Raw genomic sequence first — 16805 nt, forward strand, 5'->3', positions numbered from 1 at the left:
ATGATTATGGAGAGACCGTGGATCTTGGTTTGCAATTCTCAGGCATGCATCCTGCCGGCATGAATCCCGCCGGCACCAACCCCGCCGGTATGGATACCACCGGCATGAACGCGCCGATTGCCGGCATGCCGACGGCCGGTCGTGTGACGGCTGCCGTACCCGGCACCCCTGCAAGTGACAATGTGATGCTGCGCCCGTTGGCCGACCGTATGCGCCCCAAGCGGCTTGACGATGTCATCGGCCAGGACCAGGTGCTCGCCCCGGGCGCACCGTTGCGTCTGATGGCTTCCCCGACAACCTCGCAATCCGTGGTCGTCCCCGGCGCCGCCCTGCTGTACGGTCCTCCGGGAACGGGCAAGACCACGATTGCGCATCTAATCGCAGAGGAGTCGCATCGGCGTTTCATTGAGCTGTCCGCCGTCAATGCGCGTGTCGAAGAGCTGCGAAACTCGCTGTCTGCCGCCGAACGGTTGAAGCGCCGCGGTGAGGAAACCGTGCTGTTCATCGACGAAATCCACCGGTATTCGCGCGAAGAACAGGACATTCTGCTACCTGCGGTGGAAAAGCGTCTCGTCACCTTCGTCGCCGCCACCACGGAAGCGCCGTCCAGCACGCTTGCCCCGGCGTTGCTCAGCCGTTGCATCATCGTGCATCTGCATCAACTTGGTGTTGACGGCCTCAACAGGATCGTGGACAGGGCGGTCGCCTCGCCGGACGGTCTTGGCGGCTCGGTCACCTTGGATCCGGAAGCGCGCAAGCTGATTGTTCTCAGCAGCGGCGGCGACGCGCGTCATGCGCTCACCACGCTTGAGGCGGCTGCTTCCCGTGCCGCAAGTCAGGCGACGCCCGGTCAGGTCGCGATTGTCACGTCTGACGATGTGCGCAGCGTCATCGACAACATTCCTTCCTACAGCGTCGATGACCATTACGATATGGCCAGCGCGCTCGTCAAATCAATGCGCGGTTCGAATCCGGATGCCGCCGTGTATTGGGCGACACGCATGCTCGGCGCGGGTGAGGATCCGATGTTCATCGCTCGGCGCGTCGTGGTTTCCGCCGCGCAAGATGTCGGACTTGCCCAGCCACAGGTGTTGCAGACCGCGGTCGCCGCAGCCCAGGCGGTCGAGATGGTCGGCATGCCGGACGCGCGCGTGCCCCTGATGGAAGCAATCATCCAAATCGCCGTGTCCCCGAAGTCAGATGCTGTTTTGAACGCTGCGAACGCCGCCCAGAAGGACATCAAGGACGGCAGGCTCGGCATTGTGCCGCTGCACCTGCGCAACCCTACGGATGCCGACCATCGTGCCGCGGGCAATGGCATGGGCTATATCAACCCATTGGAACACGGTGGATTTGTAGCTCAGCAGTACATGCCGATGGGTATCGAGGACACCGAATATTATCAGCCGAGAAATTCCGGTGTGGAAGCGAAAATTGGCCCGTGGCTCGCGCAATATCGCGCCGCGATGCGTAACGCGAGTGGTCCCGCTGACGAAGGGGAGACAGGCACATCAGAGGCGGATGCGGTCAACTGATCCGCCACGGTTGCTGCCATGGTCGCGAAATCTGCGGGTGGTACCAGAGACAAGAGGCGCTGGTACCACCCGCAACTGTATGTCTGTATGTCTGTGGCTATGTGGTCTGCAACCGTTTACATCGGCGGGAGTAACCGCCGCCGGTCGTGTGCCAGCGAATGTAGCTACGTACGGAAGGTAGCCACTTACGGACGAACTGCCTGCAACCGTTGTCACATCGCGTGCAGAGCGGTCATGGATGCACGTAGCGCCTGCGCGATGCGACGGATATCCGTGTGGTGCAGCGGCTCCCGGAATGAGAATCGCAACGCGGATTTCGCTTCCGTTTCGCTCAACCCCATGGCCAGCAGCGTGCCGGGGGCCTCATGCCGGCCGATGGCGCACGCCGAACCCGAAGACACTTCGATGCCGCGCGCATCCAGATCGACGAGCAGCGCCTCGCCGTTGACGTTCGGGAAGGTGAATGACGCATGGCCGGGCAAGCGATTGACCGGGTCCCCGGTGAGCGAGGCACCCGGTACCGCGTCTCGGATAGCCTCAACCAGTGCATCGCGCGATGCGACCAGACGGGTGTTGCGCTCCTCCATGCCCGTGCAGGCCTCATGGAGCGCGACCGCCAGTGCGATTGCTCCCGCAACATTCGGTGTGCCCGAGCGCAGACCACGTTCCTGCCCGCCGCCGCTGACAATCGGCTCGATGGCCACGCGGCTACGGGTGAGCAGTGCGCCCAAGCCTTTCGGCGCGCCGAATTTGTGTCCGGAAACCGCGAGCGTGTCGGCGTCAAGACCGCGGAAATCCACGGGAATTGTGCCTGCTGCCTGCACAGCGTCCACATGGACGGGCACTGCGGCATCATGGCAGATGCGTACCGCGCGGCTCACCGGCTCAATCGTGCCCACCTCATTGTTCGCCATCATGATGCATGCCAGGGTCGCACCCTTCTGGGCCTCGCGGGAAAGTACGTTAAGGTCGATATGGGCCTGAGTGTCGACCGGAATGCGCACCACCTCGAAATCGAAGAAATCATGCAGCCATTGCGCTGATTGCGCGACGGCCGGGTGCTCCACCGCCGAGATGAGGATGCGATGGGCGGGGGAGTGCGGGGATGCGGATGCGGGTGTGAACGCCTGTGCCGGCGTTGATGCCGATGCCGCTGCTGCTCTCGTCTCCCGTTCGCGCCTGATCTGGGCGAGCGCGATGCCCTTGACGGCGAGATTATCCGCCTCGGTACCGCCCGAAGTGAAAATCACGTCGCCGGCGTGCGCGCCCAGATCGGTGGCAAAGGACGCGCGTGCCGCATCAAGGGCGCGCGCCGCCGTTTTGCCGCTCGCATGGACGCTGGACGGATTGCCGTATCCTTCGGTCAGGAAGGGGGCCATCGCCTCGATTACGCTGGCGGGCACGGCGTCGGATGCGGCGGCGTCAAGGTACAGTTCACGTTCCGGGCTGTCCGATTGAACGGCTTGCGACTCCTGGGTTTGCGTGTCTTGGCTGGTTGCGTTCTGCCCGGTCATGCCCAATCCAATCCGAGGTCGATTGCGCGCACGGAATGGGTGAGCGCACCGACGGAAATCACATCCACGCCGGTCGAGGCGACTTGCGGGACGCGTTCCAAAGTCATGGTGCCGGAGGCCTCAACAATCGCCCGGCCCGCGATCATGGCGACGCCTTTGCGCGTGTCCTCGAGCGAGAAATTGTCCAGCATGATGGTGTCCGCGCCGCCTTCGAGCACTGCCGGAATTTGGTCAAGCTGGTCGACTTCCACCTCAATATGCGTAGTGTGGCCTACTTGGTCACGAATATGCTTGATGCCGGCCGTGAGGTCGAGTCCTGCGGCCTGCATGGCGGCGATGTGATTGTCCTTGACCATCACCGCGTCGGACAGGCCATAGCGGTGGTTGCGTCCGCCGCCGCAGACAACCGCGTACTTGTCGAAGGGCCTCAACCCTGGCACGGTTTTGCGCGTGTCCGCGATACGGGCGTGCGAGCCGGGTGCCGCATCCACGGCGTCAACGAATGCTCGGGTCATCGTGGCGATGCCGCTCATGCGCTGGGTGAAGTTCAGGGCGACGCGTTCGGCGGTCAGCATGCCGCGTGCGTTGCCGTGGATGGTGGCGAGCATGTCGCCGGCGGTGAAGCGTTCGCCGTCCTTGATGCGCATGGTGACTTGGATGCCGGGGTCTACCTCGTGGAAGGCGGCGGTGAATACCTCCGCACCGCTGAATACGCCGTTTTCACGGGCGCTCAGCGTGGCGGTCGCCGTTTCATCGGTGGGGATGGTTGTCGCGGCGGTGATGTCCCCGGTCGGCGCGTCCTCCATCAGCGCGCGGCGGACCGCGTCTTCAATGACCAGACGGGTGAGCATAGCTGGTTCTCCAATCTTGCATACGAGTGCAACTGTGTGGCGAGGGTGGTTGCCTGTCGGGACACCATGAGTGAAAGCGGTTGCAATGAGGCAATCACTTTCACTCATGGTGTCCGAGCGTGGCTGTGCAGGAATCAGGCCGATATCGGGGTTGTGCCGGATATCAGCCGCGGATGAACGGCCGCGAGCAGGCCTGGACGCTGTCGGTGTCCGGGAAATCGGTGCGGGCGTGGGCGCCGCGCGATTCAGTGCGGGCCAGAGCCGCGGTGGCGGCAATCAGGCCGATAGCGGCGAGATTGCGGTTTTCCAATGCGGTCACGGTGTCCGCAATATCGCCGGGTGCGGGCGCCGATGCGGTTGCGGTTGCGGGCGTGGTCGTGGCTGCGGTGGTGTCGTCAGTTGCGGTGGCGGTCGCATCGGTCTTCGGCTTCTTGGCTGTCTTGGCCACCTTGGACAGCGCAGCTTGCGCCTGTGCCTGCGTCCGCTCGACAAGACCGGTCAGGCGGCTGTGGGCGTGGCGCAGGCCGTCGGCATCGCGAAGCACGCCGACGCCGTGCCACATGGTCTGCTCGATGGTGTCGCGTACATCGGTGGGTTTGGCGCTGGGTTCGGCTTGGGTGTCGGGGCTTGGCATGGCAAGCGTCTGTGGTTCGGTGATTTCGCGGGTCTGCGCGTTCGCCGCGCTGCCCAGCAGCGGCTGGGGGTTCCAGACGGTGTCCTCGCTGTCGCGCAACGCGGCTAGACCTGCGCGGCGGCCGTACGCCAACCCTTCGAGCAGCGAGTTCGAGGCAAGGCGGTTCGCGCCTTGCACACCCGTTCTCGCGCATTCGCCGGCCGCATACAGGCCGCGGATGCTGGTGCGCGCCCACAAATCGGTGCGGATGCCGCCCATCCAGTAGTGTGCCGCCGGGGTGACAGGAATCGGTTCGCGGCTCCAATCAAAGCCCATCGAACGGGTGTAGGCGTCGATGGTGGGGAAGCGGTGGGCGAGAAATGCGGCGAGTCCGGCCTGGTCCAAGCCCATCTTGCGCCCGATGGCCGTCGCGTCCAGCAGTACCGGACGCCCGCCTTGGGCCATCATCTGGCGGAAGTTCTCGCGGGCGACCACGTCACGCGGGGCGAGTTCTGCACGCGGGTCGATCGCGGTCATATAGCGTTCGCCGCGTTCGTTGAGCAGGATCGAGCCCTCGCCGCGGACCGCTTCGGAAATCAGGAAGTGCTCGCCCACGCCGAGTGCGGTGGGGTGGAATTGGTAGAACTCGAGGTCGGCGACATGGGCCCCAGCGCGCCAGGCAGCGGCCAGACCGTCGCCGGTAGCGACCTGTGGATTCGTGGTGTACGGGTAGAGCCGGCCGGCCCCGCCGGTTGCGAGAATCACGCGGTGTGCCGCCCGGGTGCGTAGTTCTCCGGTGGTGGTATCGAACAGGCGGATACCGCGAATCACGCGGGTAACGCCTGCTGTCTGTGCCTCAGACGCAGCCGGGGAGTGCGCATCAACCGATTCGGTGACTAAATCCACGACGAAGGCATGCTCGATGATATGGATATGCGGCGTGTTGCGTACGATCGCGCTCACATCAAGCTCGACGATCTTGCCGGTCGCATCCCCGCCCGCGTGTACGACGCGGCTGCGGCTGTGCGCGGCCTCCAATCCGCGCAGCAACGTGCCGTCCGGGTGCTTGTCGAAGCGCACGCCGGCGGCGATGAGCCGGCGCACCTGTTCGGCGCCTTCACGGGTGAGAATATCCACGGCCTTCGGTTCGCATAGGCCTGCGCCTGCGGCGAGTGTGTCCTGCGCGTGCAGTTTCGGGTCGTCATCGGGGAAGATGGCCGCCGCGATACCGCCCTGCGCATGGTATGTGTTCGATTCAACCAAATCGGTTTTCGTGATGAGTGTCACGTCCTGACCGGGCAGACCGGAATCCGGGTCGCCGTTCGCGACGGCGAGCGCGGCGCTCAATCCGGCGATACCCGCGCCGATGACGGCGATGGTCGGGGTGCCCGGTGTGTTGGACATGTCTGACGTCTCCCCGAAAGGCGTGGTTTTGGCGTTGTCTTGGGTCAATGAGGTCATGATTGCCTACGATTCGTGTATTCCCGTTGAATTTCGGGCGTCATCGGCCCAGCCGGCAAGGGTATGGGGCCGCAACGTGCAATACGTGCGATCCCGCCGCTCGTCGGCCGAGGCCGGAAATGAAATCAGCTGTGCCGCCGCAGGATCACGGGTGGACGCGCAGCATGCGGTCGAGCGCGATCTTCGCTTCGCTTGCGGTCTGCGGGTCCACGACGATCTTGTTGACGACCTTGCCGTCCACCAGGTTTTCCAACGCCCACGCGAGGTACGCGGGGTGGATGCGGTACATCGTGGAGCACGGGCAGACGACCGGATCCAAGCAGAACACGGTTTTATCCGGGTGCTGGGCGGCGAGCCGGTTGACAAGGTTGATTTCGGTGCCCACGGCGATGGCGCTACCGGCTGGCGCGTTCTCGATCTCCTTGACGATGTAGGCGGTCGAACCGGTGCCGTCGGCGGCGTTGACCACGTCCATCGAGCATTCGGGGTGCACAATGACCTTGACGCCGGGGTAGGCCTTGCGGGCGCGTTCGATTTGCTCGACGGTGAAGCGCTGATGCACGGAGCAGAAGCCCTTCCACAGGATCATCTTCGCATTCGCGTACTGCTCGGGTGTGGCTCCGCCGTTCGCCTTGAACGGATCCCACAGCGGCATCTGGTCGAGGCTCATGCCCATGGCCAGCGCGGTGTTGCGGCCCAGGTGCTGGTCGGGGAAGAACAGCACGCGCTTGCCGCGTTCGAACGCCCATTCAAGCACGGCGCGCGCGTTGGAGCTCGTGCACACGATACCGCCGTTGCGTCCGCAGAACGCCTTGAGCGCGGCCGAAGAGTTCATATAGGTGACCGGGATGATCTGCTGCTTGCCATCAGCGTCCGGAGTGCTCCCGCAGATATCGGTCAGCTGCTCCCAGCAGTCGGTCACCTGGTCGATATTGGCCATGTCGGCCATTGAGCAGCCTGCGGACATATTCGGCAGAATCACGTTCTGGCGTTGGGTTGAGAGGATATCCGCGGTCTCGGCCATGAAATGCACGCCGCAGAAGACGATGTTGTCGGCTTCCGGGCGGGTGGCGGCGTTCTTGGACAGCTGGAACGAGTCTCCCACATAATCGGCGTGCACAATGATTTCGTCACGCTGGTAGAAGTGGCCGAGAATCAGCAGTTTGCTACCCAGCTTGTGTTTCGCGTCGATGATGCGCTCCTGGAGTTCCTCGTCGCTTGCCTCCGTGTACTCCTTGCCGAGGGGCTGCTGGCGCGGGGCATTGCGCGGGATCATGTCGAGCGCGCTGGCACCCGGGCCGTACGACGGTTTGGTGGTGTCGAAGGCCCACGGGTCCTTCGTCAGGCCGGCATCACAGGTGCGGGTCACGCCGAGCCGTTCGATAATTGCGTCTACGGATGTCATGATGTTCCTTTCAGTGGTGCCGCGGGCGGTGTTGTTCTGCCGTTCGCAGCGAAACAGGTTAGTTGGAGTGCTGTGAAGTATGGCGTGGTGGGCGGGTTACCGTGGGGTCGCTGTTGTACCGTGCGCTGTGCCGGTATCGCCGGTATGTCCCGGCTGCCCGGATTTCACAGGTTTCGCAGGTTTTGCAGGTTTTGTGGATTTTCCGGTTCCCGCGTGGGCGACGTACCGGTACAGGCAGGCCGGTCGGTGCGCGCCTCGGGCGAGTTTTTCACCGGTTGGCTCGACCATGCCGGTCGAGAGCATCCGCCGGCGGAAATTCGGCGCGTCAAGCTTCCTGCCGTAAATCGCCTCATATACGTTGCGCAGCTGGCTGAGCGTGAATTCGCTGCCGACTAGGCGAGTCGCGATATCCGAATATTCGATTTTGTTGCGCACACGGGTCAGCGCGTATTCGATGATGTCCTTGTGATCGAAGGCCAATGGCGGCAACTGGTTCACGGGGAACCAGCGCACGTTCTGGGCTTCGCGGAAATCCTTCGCCTCGGTTTCGCCAATCAGCGCCCAGTACACGATGGATACCATCGGCAGTCCGCCGTGCGAGCGGCTTGGATCGCCGAAAGTGTACAGCTGCTCGAGATACTGCGGGTGCAGGCTGGTGGTGGATCGCAAGGCTTTTTCGGCTGCGTATTCAAGGGATCGCCCGCCTTGCAGGTCGCCGCCGGGCAGCGCCCAATCGCCGAGGAAAGGCTGGCGGATGCGGCGGACCAACGGGATGCGCAGCGTCGGAACGGCATCGCCGTTGGATGTCCGGCTTGCGGTGTCGGTGCGTGAGGCGGTGGCGTGGATGTCTGGGGCGGTGCCGGATACGGTATTGGCTGTCGGCAGGTTGTCGGCGCGGCCATCCAGATCGGAGGGACCGAGCGCGAGAATGACGACGGATACGCCGATATTCGGCGGTTCCTTGGCGCGCTCGCTGACATTCGCTGAGATGTGCATCGCTTCTCCTTTCCCCTGATTTCTTGGCGTTTTCCTTGGTTGCCATCACCATACGACTTATGGTCAACATGACTATAAGGGGGTGTGGCGTTTGCATGGTGCCGCCGTTCCGGGGTATGTGTGATGACAATAAGACATCATGACCATAAGTCGTTGTCGGCTGTTTTGGGCCGATCGAACATGGGCCAGGGCATAATGGGCGATGCAACGCGAATCATGCAGACTGGCAGGCGGGTGAGGATATGCGGGAATCAACGGACGAGGCTGGTCGCCACCAGTGTGCCGACGTGGTGGCTGTGCGGGCGGTGCCGGCGACGCAACCGACGAGTGCTGTGTCTGTGGCGTCCGAAAACACCGCGGCATCCGCGAAATCGCCGAAGTCAGCGCAATCGTCGGCATCCGCAGTGCGCTCGGCGTCGACGACGCGAGGCAAACGCAACCCCAGCCGCCGGGCGAGGCGCCGACGTCGATCTGCGTCAAAAGGCCAATCTTGCCCAGAACGTTACGAACGCGGCACCAGAAGCTATACGATGTCGCACATTCGCGGCAAGGAAACAAGCATCGAAGTGCTCGTCCGCAGTTATCTGTTCAGGCACGGGCTGCGCTTCCGCAAGAACGACCGGCGCTATCCGGGACACCCGGATGTGGTGCTACCCAAGTGGCGCACGATCGTGTTCGTCAACGGTTGCTTCTGGCATGTTCACGCCAATTGCAAAGCCTTTTCCCGTCCCAAATCCAATGTCGAATTCTGGTCAGTAAAACTCATGCGCAACGGCGAACGTGACCGACTGCAACATACCCAGCTCGTCGCCGACGGGTGGCGTGTGATTGTGGTATGGGAATGCGAACTGGCGAAACCGGTGCGAGAGGCGCGTCTCGCCAGGTTGTACGACCAGATCACCGCGACGCCGGACGGGCAGCCCGGCATCATCGACGATACGATTCCCGCCGGCAGCAAGGGTGAGCCTGGCGCCATCGAGTGAGGATTCGCTCGCACATTGACGGTTGGGGTGGTTGGTTTCGGGTGTTTGGCGGGCTGGGGCGGTCATTGTGTGAGGATTCGCTCACATGATGACGCTTCGGCCCGGGGCTGTGTCGCTCCATCGTCACTAGGTCGTCGCCGCACCGCCGCGCAATTATCGCCAATAACCCCCGGCGCACCCCGCATTTGTCGCATTGCGCCGATAGAACCGAATCATGCAGGAAAACTCAGCACAGCCCACCGCCACGACCCATCAGACGCACGCCCTACCGTCCTTGTCCAAGCGCGCCCGGGAATCGAACCCGTTCAGGGCGATGGCCATCGGTGAAGAAGCCGACCGGATGATCGCCCAAGGTGTCGATGTCGTCAAGCTCAGCCTCGGCGAACCGGATTTTGGCGCCCCTCAGGCCGTCCGCGATGCCATGCGCGAGCAGTGCGACGGCCGCCCGCTGCCGTACACCGCCGCGCTCGGTATCCCCGAACTGCGCGAGGCAATCGCACGATTCTATGAGCAACGCCATCACGTCCAGCTCGACCCCAAGCGCGTGGTCATCACCGAAGGCGGTTCCGCGGCCCTCCTGCTCGCTCTGGCCCTGACCGTCAATGAAGGCGACGACGTGATTTGCGCCGACCCGTCCTACCCGTGCAACCGCGAGCTGGTGCGCACGTTCGGCGGCACCATCATCGACGTGCCGACCAGCGCCGCCACCCGATTCCACCTCAACGCCGACCTGCTCAACGCGCATTGGACACCACGCACCCGTGCGGTCATGGTCACCTCGCCGTCGAATCCCGCTGGCACGAGCATCGCCTTCGACGCGCTCAAAGGAGTATGCGACACCGCCCGCGCACACAACGCCTGGCGAATCGTAGACGAAACCTACCTTGACCTGGCCGATGCGGAACCTGACGGCAGTGACGTGCGCAGCGTCCTGTCCGCCGACCCGGACGCCATCGTGGTCAGCAGTTTCTCGAAATACTGGGGCATGACCGGCTGGCGTCTCGGCTGGGCCGTGTTGCCGGAAGCGATTCTGCACGAGGCAGACAATCTTGCCACGAATTATTTCCTGTGCGCGCACACCCCGACCCAGCATGCAGCGCTCGCCTGTTTCACGTCGCAGACGCTCGAGGAATGCGAACGCCGCCGTCAAGAATTGCTGGTGCGCCGAGGTTTGGCGCTTGATGGGCTTGCCAGCATCGGTCTGCCTGTCGAGGTCGAGCCGAATGGTGCGTTCTACGCGTATTTCAACGTGTCGTCCACAGGTTTGGATGCGTGGACCTTCTGCGAGCGCGCGTTGCGTGAGGCGCATGTCGCGTTGACTCCGGGCGCTGATTTTGGTCCGGCGACGGCGCACACCCATGTGCGCTTGTCGTATGCTGCCTCGCGCCAGGCGATCGGCGAAGGCATCGCACGTGTCGGCCAGTTCCTCAAGACGTTGTGAAACACGACGGCCGGACGCGGTCGGATGAGCAATAACACGCTATGACGCGTCATGACGTACCGTAATACGGTGGGAAGTGTCATAGCGCGGATTGAATCAGCTGATATCAGTTGAAATATGTTGATGTGGGCGTTCCGGGGCATCTTCCGGGGTGCCGTCGCGCTAGTTGACTGGCCACCGGCTTGAAACGCCCACGATGCTGAGTGCAGGTCACAGGTCTTTGACGAACCAGTGTTCGGTCCCCGTCTTCGGATACCCCTCGATGTGGAATATCTCGCGGTATCCGAAGCGCGGATAGTAATCCTTGCCTTGGAAACCGAATGTACAGAGCAGACAGTGACGGCACCCATGGGCTCGGGCGGTGTCCTCGGCTTGTCTCAGGAGGCGCTCGCCTAGATGCTGACGGCGATGTGCCGGATCGATGGCGAGCACGTCGATTTCCAGCCATTGCCCGAACATCGTTCCGTAGATGCCGCCAATGATCTGCCCGGATTCAGCGCCCGGATTCGGTGCTTCGTCATCGTCGCCGGGCGATGTCGTAGATTTGGCCGAGATGATGTCTGCGGGTGCGGTAGAGCCTTCGGACAAAGTTGCATCTTCGGCTGAGGCGGCAGACGCGTCAGCCACGGTTTCCGGCTCGAGCGGTAGCGGGCCGCACGCCGTCAATTCGTCATCGCGCGCGACAATCGTGAACTCCCGCTCATCGGTCGTCTCAAAATGGGCGAGATTATAGCGTTGCAGAATGCGTCGAACGCATTGCCGCTCGGCTTCACTTGGTCCGGAAAGGCTCTCGATGCGGATACTCATCGGCGGACGCGAATGTGACTTACTTGGCCGGCTCGTTGATGACCTGCGCGTAGCGTCGTGCGGTGGCGGCAAGCGTGTCGTCGTCGATGCCCGCGCCGACTCCGTACACCACGAACGGCGGCAGATAGCGGGCACCCACGTAGTCAGCCATGGTGGCGAACGGTTTGAGCAGCTCCTCCATGGTCGCATGGTGCGAGCCATCATGCTGATAGTCCGCTTCGCCACTGCCGGCGGAAACGGCGAGCATGATTTCTTTGCCTTCGAACGCGTGCCCGGTCGAGCCGTACGCCCAGCCGTATTCGAGCACCTTGTCCTCCCACAGCTTGAGCAGTGAGGGGGAGCTGTACCAGTAGAAGGGGAACTGCAGGACGATCCGGTCCGAGTCCTCGACGAGACGCTGTTCGGCGGCGACGTCGATGCGACCGTCGGGGTACGCGGCGTACTCGTCGCGGACGGTCGCGTCATGATTGGGGTCGTTGAGCACGGCTTGCGCGAGTTCCTTGTTGACGCGCGAAGTCTCAAGATTCGGGTGGAACACCAATACTGTGGTTTTCATACCAACTTCCTTACCACATGGGACAGGTTGGCCGGCTTCGCGGTTGTGTCAGCGCGATACGCGCGTATGGCCGCGAGCCGGTCGTGTAGTTGCGTATCTTACGCCGTGCTCTGCCAAGACGCCGCAGTGTAGCGGACGCGATTTGAACGCTGCGATGCGCTGACGGTCCGTTACGCCTGCCTGTCGGCTTGTGGATGCGACCAGTCGACCACCGCTTCGATGTTGTTGCCGTCCGGGTCGAGCACAAACGCCGCGTAATACCCCGGATGGTACGCGCGCGGTCCCGGGGCTCCGTTGTCGTGTCCACCGGCTGCCAGCGCCGCATCATAAAACGCCTTGACGGTCTGCTCGCTATCCGCGCGGAACGCGATATGGGTCGGTGCTGGAGTCGTCCCGGGCTGCGTGGGGGAGACGTAGAAATCGCTGCGCGGCGTGCCATCATCCACCCCGAAACCGATAGTCGGCTCGTGATGGGCTTTGGGAAGGTACCCGAGTGGTGCCAACGCTTTCGTGTAAAACTCAATGGAACGGTTGGCATCGCTGACATGCAAGGTCATATGGTCGATCATGACTCCCACTATAGGAGGGCTCCGGTGTGCTTTGTACGGGCGCTCTGTGCAAGCGTTCGCAGGTGCATTGATCCGGGTCACACAAACACGGTGACAATGGGTGTGCACAGCTGGTGGGCGGTTGTGTGTACAATATCATCTGTTGCCCGGGTAGCTCAGTGGATAGAGCACCGCTCTCCTAAAGCGGGTGTCGCGCGTTCGAATCGCGTTCCGGGCACGATTTTTCCCCACATGGTCCGGTGCACGTGATGCCTGGCTCTGTCCGGTCCGTCGTGTGTGTCAGAAGAAATTCCACATCCTGACCATCGTTGTTAGGATATCCTCATTCCGCCTAATATGCTTAGTACGCCTGCAGTTGAGGCGAAAAGAGGGTTATCCATTATGGAGAAGAAAGTAAAACAAGCCGCGTCATGGCTTACAAAATGGTTCACGCTGATTGTCATCGTGTGGGCCGCAATCAACTATTTTGTGCCTGCGATCAGCGTGTGGGCGAAGGGATATACCGGTTATCTGCTGGGTATCGTCCTGTTTGGTATGGGCCTGACGCTGTCGGTCGATGATTTCGCGCGTATAGTCAAACAACCGTTGATGGTTATTGTCGGAACTGTCGCCCACTACGTGATCATGCCGCTGGTCGCCGTCTTGCTGTGCTGGATCTTCCACCTTGATGGTGCAATCGCCGTTGGTGTGATTTTGGTTGGATGCTGCCCGTCCGGTACGTCGTCGAATGTGATGAGCTTCCTGTCGCGTGGCGATGTCGCGCTCGACGTGTCGATCGGCCTGCTGTCCACGTTGCTCGCCCCGTTCATGATTCCGTTGCTCATGCAGCTGCTCGCCTCCCGCTACGTGGCGATTCCGTGGCAGTCGCTGTTCCTCAGTGCGTTGACTATCGTGCTAGTGCCGGTTGCGCTCGGTGTCACCTGCCACATGATTTTCAAGGAGAAGATTGAGAAGGTGACGCCTGTCCTGCCGATCATCTCGCAGGTCGCGATCCTGCTGATCATCGGTGTCGTCGTGTCCGCGAACGCAGCCAAGCTGTTCAGCCCCGAAACGCTGCTCGCAATCCCCGTGGTGATCCTGCACAACCTGTGCGGCTATGCGCTTGGTTTTGGCTTCTCGAAACTCATGTACAAGGTGTATCCGAAGGGCTCCGTTATGCGCAGCAGAAGGCTATCACCTTCGAGGTCGGCATGCAGGATTCCGGACTTGGCGCCACTCTTGCGTTGACTTCGTTCGCTGCAACGCCGGTCACCGCAATCCCGTCCACGTTCTTCAGCGTGTGGCACAACATCTCCGGTTCGGTGTTGTCTGCCTGGTGGCGTCGTCACGATGACAAGTACGGTATTCCGCGCGATTCCCTCGACGGCAAGCCGACCAAGCAGCCTGCTGCCGCAACCGCCGCTCCCGTTGCTGCAGCGACTGATTGAGCCGCTGCCTTTCGTTTTGGCCACGCCTGTGCACAAAGCAGGCGGGGCTTCATTGTTGATGTGACGGGTTGCGTATGTTTGGGCATGCTCGACATGACGGAAGTCCATCGGACGTCTCGATTTCATACAGGATCTGACACGTTACGTATGTCTGAGGATGCGTGACCTTGGACAAACCCGTCGGCGGTATTATCGATGGTGGGTTTGATTTGGCGGCCACCAAGGTCATCGCGGATAACGCGATGAAGATGTTCATCAACGATTAGCAGTAACCGGGCTTCCCGGGAGAAATCGAGAACATGCCGGGGCATGCCGGGGACATCTCGGGAACTGCCGAGAACGCGCCGGGAACACGCCGCATCGGGTTCCCGTTTGTGTGCATGCCCGCTACCATGGCTTGTGGCGTTCCCGCCCGAGCCGCACAGGTCAAGGAACGCCTGAGTTCCGAGACAATACTGTGTGCGGCCATGAGGGACAGGAGAATCCCATGGGCGACTTTGCTCGCAATCAGGTCGATTCGACCGAATCAACATATCCATCTTTCCAAGGCAACGGCGCCGTGCCATCCGCACGTCCGGTCACGTTGCGCTGGACCACCGCCGATATCGCCGTCGGCGCCGCGCTCGGCGTCGCATGCGGGCTGGTGTTCTGGGGATTCAACTTCGCGTATCAGGCGATTTCGCCGGTGTTGGGCGCGCTGCTGCCGGGCATCGCGAGCGTGCTGCATGCGTTCTGGTATTTTTCCGGCCCTCTCGCATTGCTGATCATCCGCAAGCCCGGTGCCGCCGTGTATGTGAATCTGGTGGGTGCCGTCGCCGAAATGGTGTTCGGCAATAATTTCGCGTTTTCCTTCGTCTTCATCTCCGCCGCGCTGCAAGGCGTGTTCGCGGAGATTCCGTTCGCGCTGGCCCGCTACCGCAAGTACAATCTGCCGATGAGCATCGTCTCGGGGTTGTGCGTGGCGATTGAATACGGGTTCTATCTGCTGTTCTTCAGGTATCAGGGCGTCGCGCTGGTCAGCCCTCGTGGCATCACGCATATGATCAGCGAGATTGTCGGCGGCGTGGTGTTCGCCGGTGTCATGAGCTGGTTCCTGTACTTGGCCATCGCCCGGACGGGTGCGCTTGACCGGTTCGCTTCCGGTCGTGCGGTCCGCGGTCTGGCAGACTGACCCGCATACGTTGTCGGCGTATTCCGTCGACGTATGTGGTCGGTGCCGTTGTCGGTGCCTGTTGTTGGACTGGCCGGCTGATCCGGTAATGGCCGAATCCTTTGATTCTTGTCGTTGAATGCATAGGCTGAATCCCGCGTGTCGTCAGTATCCGTTTCTCGGAACTCCGGATACGGGCGCGTGCGGTTAGGGGATTTGCTATAGTGGAAAAGTTGGTTTTCTCCAACGTGGGGCCTTAGCTCAGTCGGTTAGAGCATCGGACTCATAATCCGCCGGTCCACGGTTCAAGCCCGTGAGGCCCCACTTCTTCTCTCACTCGTCATCACGCGTGTCATGCCGTCTTTCGCATGGAATCGCGTTGACGCTGGTGTGTTCCCTTCGGTATACGCCGTGGGCTCATCAGCGTGTCGTCCGTAATGGCGCGTACAATACTGACGGTTCCGGTTCACGCCCGCCATAGGGGCTGGCGACCCGGGTCCCCCGAATTCCATAGGAGACACACCATGAAGCAGGGTATTCATCCCGATTATCACGCCGTGCAGGTCACCTGCTCGTGCGGCAACACGTTTGTCACCCGTTCCACCGCCGCTGGCGATCACATGACGGTTGACGTGTGCTCGAACTGCCACCCGTTCTACACCGGCAAGCAGAAGATTCTGGATACCGGCGGCCGCGTGGCTCGCTTCGAGAAGCGTTACGGCAAGCGCAGCAAGTAAGGCTTCTGAAAACGCCAGTCTTCGGACTGGCGTTTTTGTATTTCTGGGGTTCCTGGGGTTGCTGGTCCGTGATTGTCGGTGGAGGCGGTATGACAATCTTCTGCCGACGGTCAGTGGTGCGCCGGCGTCGGTAGCGGCGGAGCCGTGGCCTTCTGCCGACGCTGAGAGGTTATAGATATCGCGGGCGGTTCGGGATTTCGCCGGCTCATTCAGCGACTGGCCCATCGTAACGTCACATCTTCCCATCCTCTCAGGCGCACGGCATTGAGGTAGCCGACTTATGGCGTTGGATATTGACGGTATCTGATTGCGAAGTGACAGTGGGATCACACAATGACGAGATACCTGACCGATTGAGTTGGTTGTCGGCGGTATTGGCACGGCGTGTGACACTGTGATTGCACAGCAGGCTGATATCAGTCTGGTTCCGCCCGTTGCCATTGGTATCAATGCATGGTGTGATTGTCTGGTCGCGCGGCGGTCGGGTATCGGTTCGATGCAGTGGGGTGGTGCAGCTATCGGCATGTGGTGTGACGGTGGTGTCGCACGGCGGCGGGGTAGCCAGGTGCTTCGGCCGTCTGCCGCCGCTATCGGTGAGCCGTGTGATTCTCTGGTCGCACAATGGGCCGGTATCCGTCGCGGGCGCAGCGTCCGGTGCCCAGCTCTCGTCCGCCCCCCTTTGGCCAAGCGTGACTATATGATAGTGAAGTTGACCAAGATGAAGCGTGATTGCCGATGTGTGACCGGCAGCCGCCGTTGA

At 61.9% G+C, this 16805-nt stretch carries 13 protein-coding genes, 2 tRNA genes and 1 pseudogene; 8 read left to right on the forward strand and 8 right to left on the reverse strand.

Annotated features, from left to right (window positions below; all coding sequences use genetic code 11):
- The first annotated feature begins 17 nt into the window (after positions 1-17).
- Positions 18-1535, forward strand: a complete 1518-nt coding sequence (locus K315_RS0101805; protein ID WP_029575920.1) for a replication-associated recombination protein A — start codon at positions 18-20, stop codon at positions 1533-1535.
- 212 nt (positions 1536-1747) lie between these two features.
- On the opposite strand, the gene K315_RS0101810 is transcribed toward K315_RS0101805, so the two are convergent.
- The 5 genes from K315_RS0101810 to K315_RS0101830 form a co-directional block, all read right to left on the reverse strand.
- Positions 1748-3049: a cysteine desulfurase family protein gene (locus K315_RS0101810; RefSeq protein ID WP_029575921.1), complete on the reverse strand. Its 1302-nt coding sequence runs from the start codon at positions 3047-3049 to the stop codon at positions 1748-1750.
- Positions 3046-3900 carry a carboxylating nicotinate-nucleotide diphosphorylase gene (gene nadC / locus K315_RS0101815; RefSeq protein ID WP_029575922.1) on the reverse strand — a complete coding sequence of 285 codons (855 nt, stop codon included), beginning with the start codon at positions 3898-3900 and terminating at the stop codon, positions 3046-3048. Before nadC ends, K315_RS0101810 begins: the two co-directional genes overlap by 4 nt.
- 163 nt (positions 3901-4063) lie before the next feature.
- The gene (gene nadB, locus K315_RS0101820; protein ID WP_029575923.1) at positions 4064-5917 is read right to left on the reverse strand and encodes an L-aspartate oxidase; all 1854 of its coding nucleotides are present in this window, start codon (positions 5915-5917) and stop codon (positions 4064-4066) included.
- A 202-nt stretch (positions 5918-6119) separates the two neighbouring features.
- Positions 6120-7379: a quinolinate synthase NadA gene (gene nadA, locus K315_RS0101825; protein ID WP_029575924.1), complete on the reverse strand. Its 1260-nt coding sequence runs from the start codon at positions 7377-7379 to the stop codon at positions 6120-6122.
- A gap of 96 nt (positions 7380-7475) precedes the next feature.
- Entirely contained in the window at positions 7476-8375 is a 900-nt protein-coding gene (locus K315_RS0101830) for an NUDIX hydrolase (protein ID WP_029575925.1), read from the reverse strand.
- Between the two features lie 530 nt (positions 8376-8905).
- Between K315_RS0101830 and K315_RS0101835 the strand changes: the two genes are divergently transcribed.
- Positions 8906-9358 carry a very short patch repair endonuclease gene (locus K315_RS0101835; protein ID WP_029575926.1) on the forward strand — a complete coding sequence of 151 codons (453 nt, stop codon included), beginning with the start codon at positions 8906-8908 and terminating at the stop codon, positions 9356-9358.
- Positions 9359-9572: 214 nt separating this feature from the next.
- Positions 9573-10799, forward strand: a complete 1227-nt coding sequence (locus tag K315_RS0101840) for an aminotransferase class I/II-fold pyridoxal phosphate-dependent enzyme (protein WP_029575927.1) — start codon at positions 9573-9575, stop codon at positions 10797-10799.
- 210 nt (positions 10800-11009) lie between these two features.
- Here the strand turns inward: K315_RS0101840 and K315_RS09850 are convergent, their stop codons facing one another.
- The 3 genes from K315_RS09850 to K315_RS0101855 all read right to left on the reverse strand — a co-directional run bounded on the left by K315_RS09850 (position 11010) and on the right by K315_RS0101855 (position 12731).
- Positions 11010-11606, reverse strand: a complete 597-nt coding sequence (locus K315_RS09850) for a GNAT family N-acetyltransferase (RefSeq protein ID WP_029575928.1) — start codon at positions 11604-11606, stop codon at positions 11010-11012.
- Positions 11607-11625: 19 nt separating this feature from the next.
- Positions 11626-12162, reverse strand: coding sequence for an NAD(P)H-dependent oxidoreductase (locus K315_RS0101850; RefSeq protein ID WP_029575929.1), 537 nt, complete (start codon positions 12160-12162; stop codon positions 11626-11628).
- 170 nt (positions 12163-12332) lie between these two features.
- A complete protein-coding gene (locus K315_RS0101855) occupies positions 12333-12731 on the reverse strand; it encodes a VOC family protein (RefSeq protein WP_029575930.1) in 399 nt (132 codons plus the stop codon).
- Between the two features lie 144 nt (positions 12732-12875).
- Between K315_RS0101855 and K315_RS0101860 the strand changes: the two genes are divergently transcribed.
- From K315_RS0101860 to rpmE, 5 genes and pseudogenes are all read left to right on the forward strand, one after another.
- Positions 12876-12948, forward strand: a tRNA-Arg gene (locus tag K315_RS0101860).
- Between the two features lie 164 nt (positions 12949-13112).
- Positions 13113-14158 (forward strand): annotated as a pseudogene (locus tag K315_RS09125) (bile acid:sodium symporter family protein).
- A 487-nt stretch (positions 14159-14645) separates the two neighbouring features.
- On the forward strand, positions 14646-15329 hold the full coding sequence (locus K315_RS0101875) for an ECF transporter S component (protein WP_029575931.1): 684 nt from the start codon (positions 14646-14648) through the stop codon (positions 15327-15329).
- A 229-nt stretch (positions 15330-15558) separates the two neighbouring features.
- Positions 15559-15632: transfer RNA gene (locus tag K315_RS0101880), tRNA-Ile, on the forward strand.
- 200 nt (positions 15633-15832) lie between these two features.
- Positions 15833-16045 carry a 50S ribosomal protein L31 gene (gene rpmE, locus K315_RS0101885; protein WP_029575932.1) on the forward strand — a complete coding sequence of 71 codons (213 nt, stop codon included), beginning with the start codon at positions 15833-15835 and terminating at the stop codon, positions 16043-16045.
- The last annotated feature ends 760 nt before the right edge of the window (positions 16046-16805 follow it).

The organism is Bifidobacterium thermacidophilum subsp. thermacidophilum DSM 15837, assembly GCF_000426425.1.
Classification (GTDB): Bacteria; Actinomycetota; Actinomycetes; order Actinomycetales; family Bifidobacteriaceae; genus Bifidobacterium; species Bifidobacterium thermacidophilum.

What these genes read in the sequence shown, in the direction of transcription:
- K315_RS0101810 (WP_029575921.1), bottom strand. Translation starts at nt 3,049, where the DNA reads ATGACCGGGCAGAACGCAACCAGCCAAGACACGCAAACCCAGGAGTCG.
- nadC (WP_029575922.1), bottom strand. Translation starts at nt 3,900, where the DNA reads ATGCTCACCCGTCTGGTCATTGAAGACGCGGTCCGCCGCGCGCTGATG.
- nadB (WP_029575923.1), bottom strand. Translation starts at nt 5,917, where the DNA reads ATGTCCAACACACCGGGCACCCCGACCATCGCCGTCATCGGCGCGGGT.
- nadA (WP_029575924.1), bottom strand. Translation starts at nt 7,379, where the DNA reads ATGACATCCGTAGACGCAATTATCGAACGGCTCGGCGTGACCCGCACC.
- K315_RS0101830 (WP_029575925.1), bottom strand. Translation starts at nt 8,375, where the DNA reads ATGCACATCTCAGCGAATGTCAGCGAGCGCGCCAAGGAACCGCCGAAT.
- K315_RS0101835 (WP_029575926.1), top strand. Translation starts at nt 8,906, where the DNA reads ATGTCGCACATTCGCGGCAAGGAAACAAGCATCGAAGTGCTCGTCCGC.
- K315_RS0101840 (WP_029575927.1), top strand. Translation starts at nt 9,573, where the DNA reads ATGCAGGAAAACTCAGCACAGCCCACCGCCACGACCCATCAGACGCAC.
- K315_RS09850 (WP_029575928.1), bottom strand. Translation starts at nt 11,606, where the DNA reads ATGAGTATCCGCATCGAGAGCCTTTCCGGACCAAGTGAAGCCGAGCGG.
- K315_RS0101850 (WP_029575929.1), bottom strand. Translation starts at nt 12,162, where the DNA reads ATGAAAACCACAGTATTGGTGTTCCACCCGAATCTTGAGACTTCGCGC.
- K315_RS0101855 (WP_029575930.1), bottom strand. Translation starts at nt 12,731, where the DNA reads ATGATCGACCATATGACCTTGCATGTCAGCGATGCCAACCGTTCCATT.
- K315_RS0101875 (WP_029575931.1), top strand. Translation starts at nt 14,646, where the DNA reads ATGGGCGACTTTGCTCGCAATCAGGTCGATTCGACCGAATCAACATAT.
- rpmE (WP_029575932.1), top strand. Translation starts at nt 15,833, where the DNA reads ATGAAGCAGGGTATTCATCCCGATTATCACGCCGTGCAGGTCACCTGC.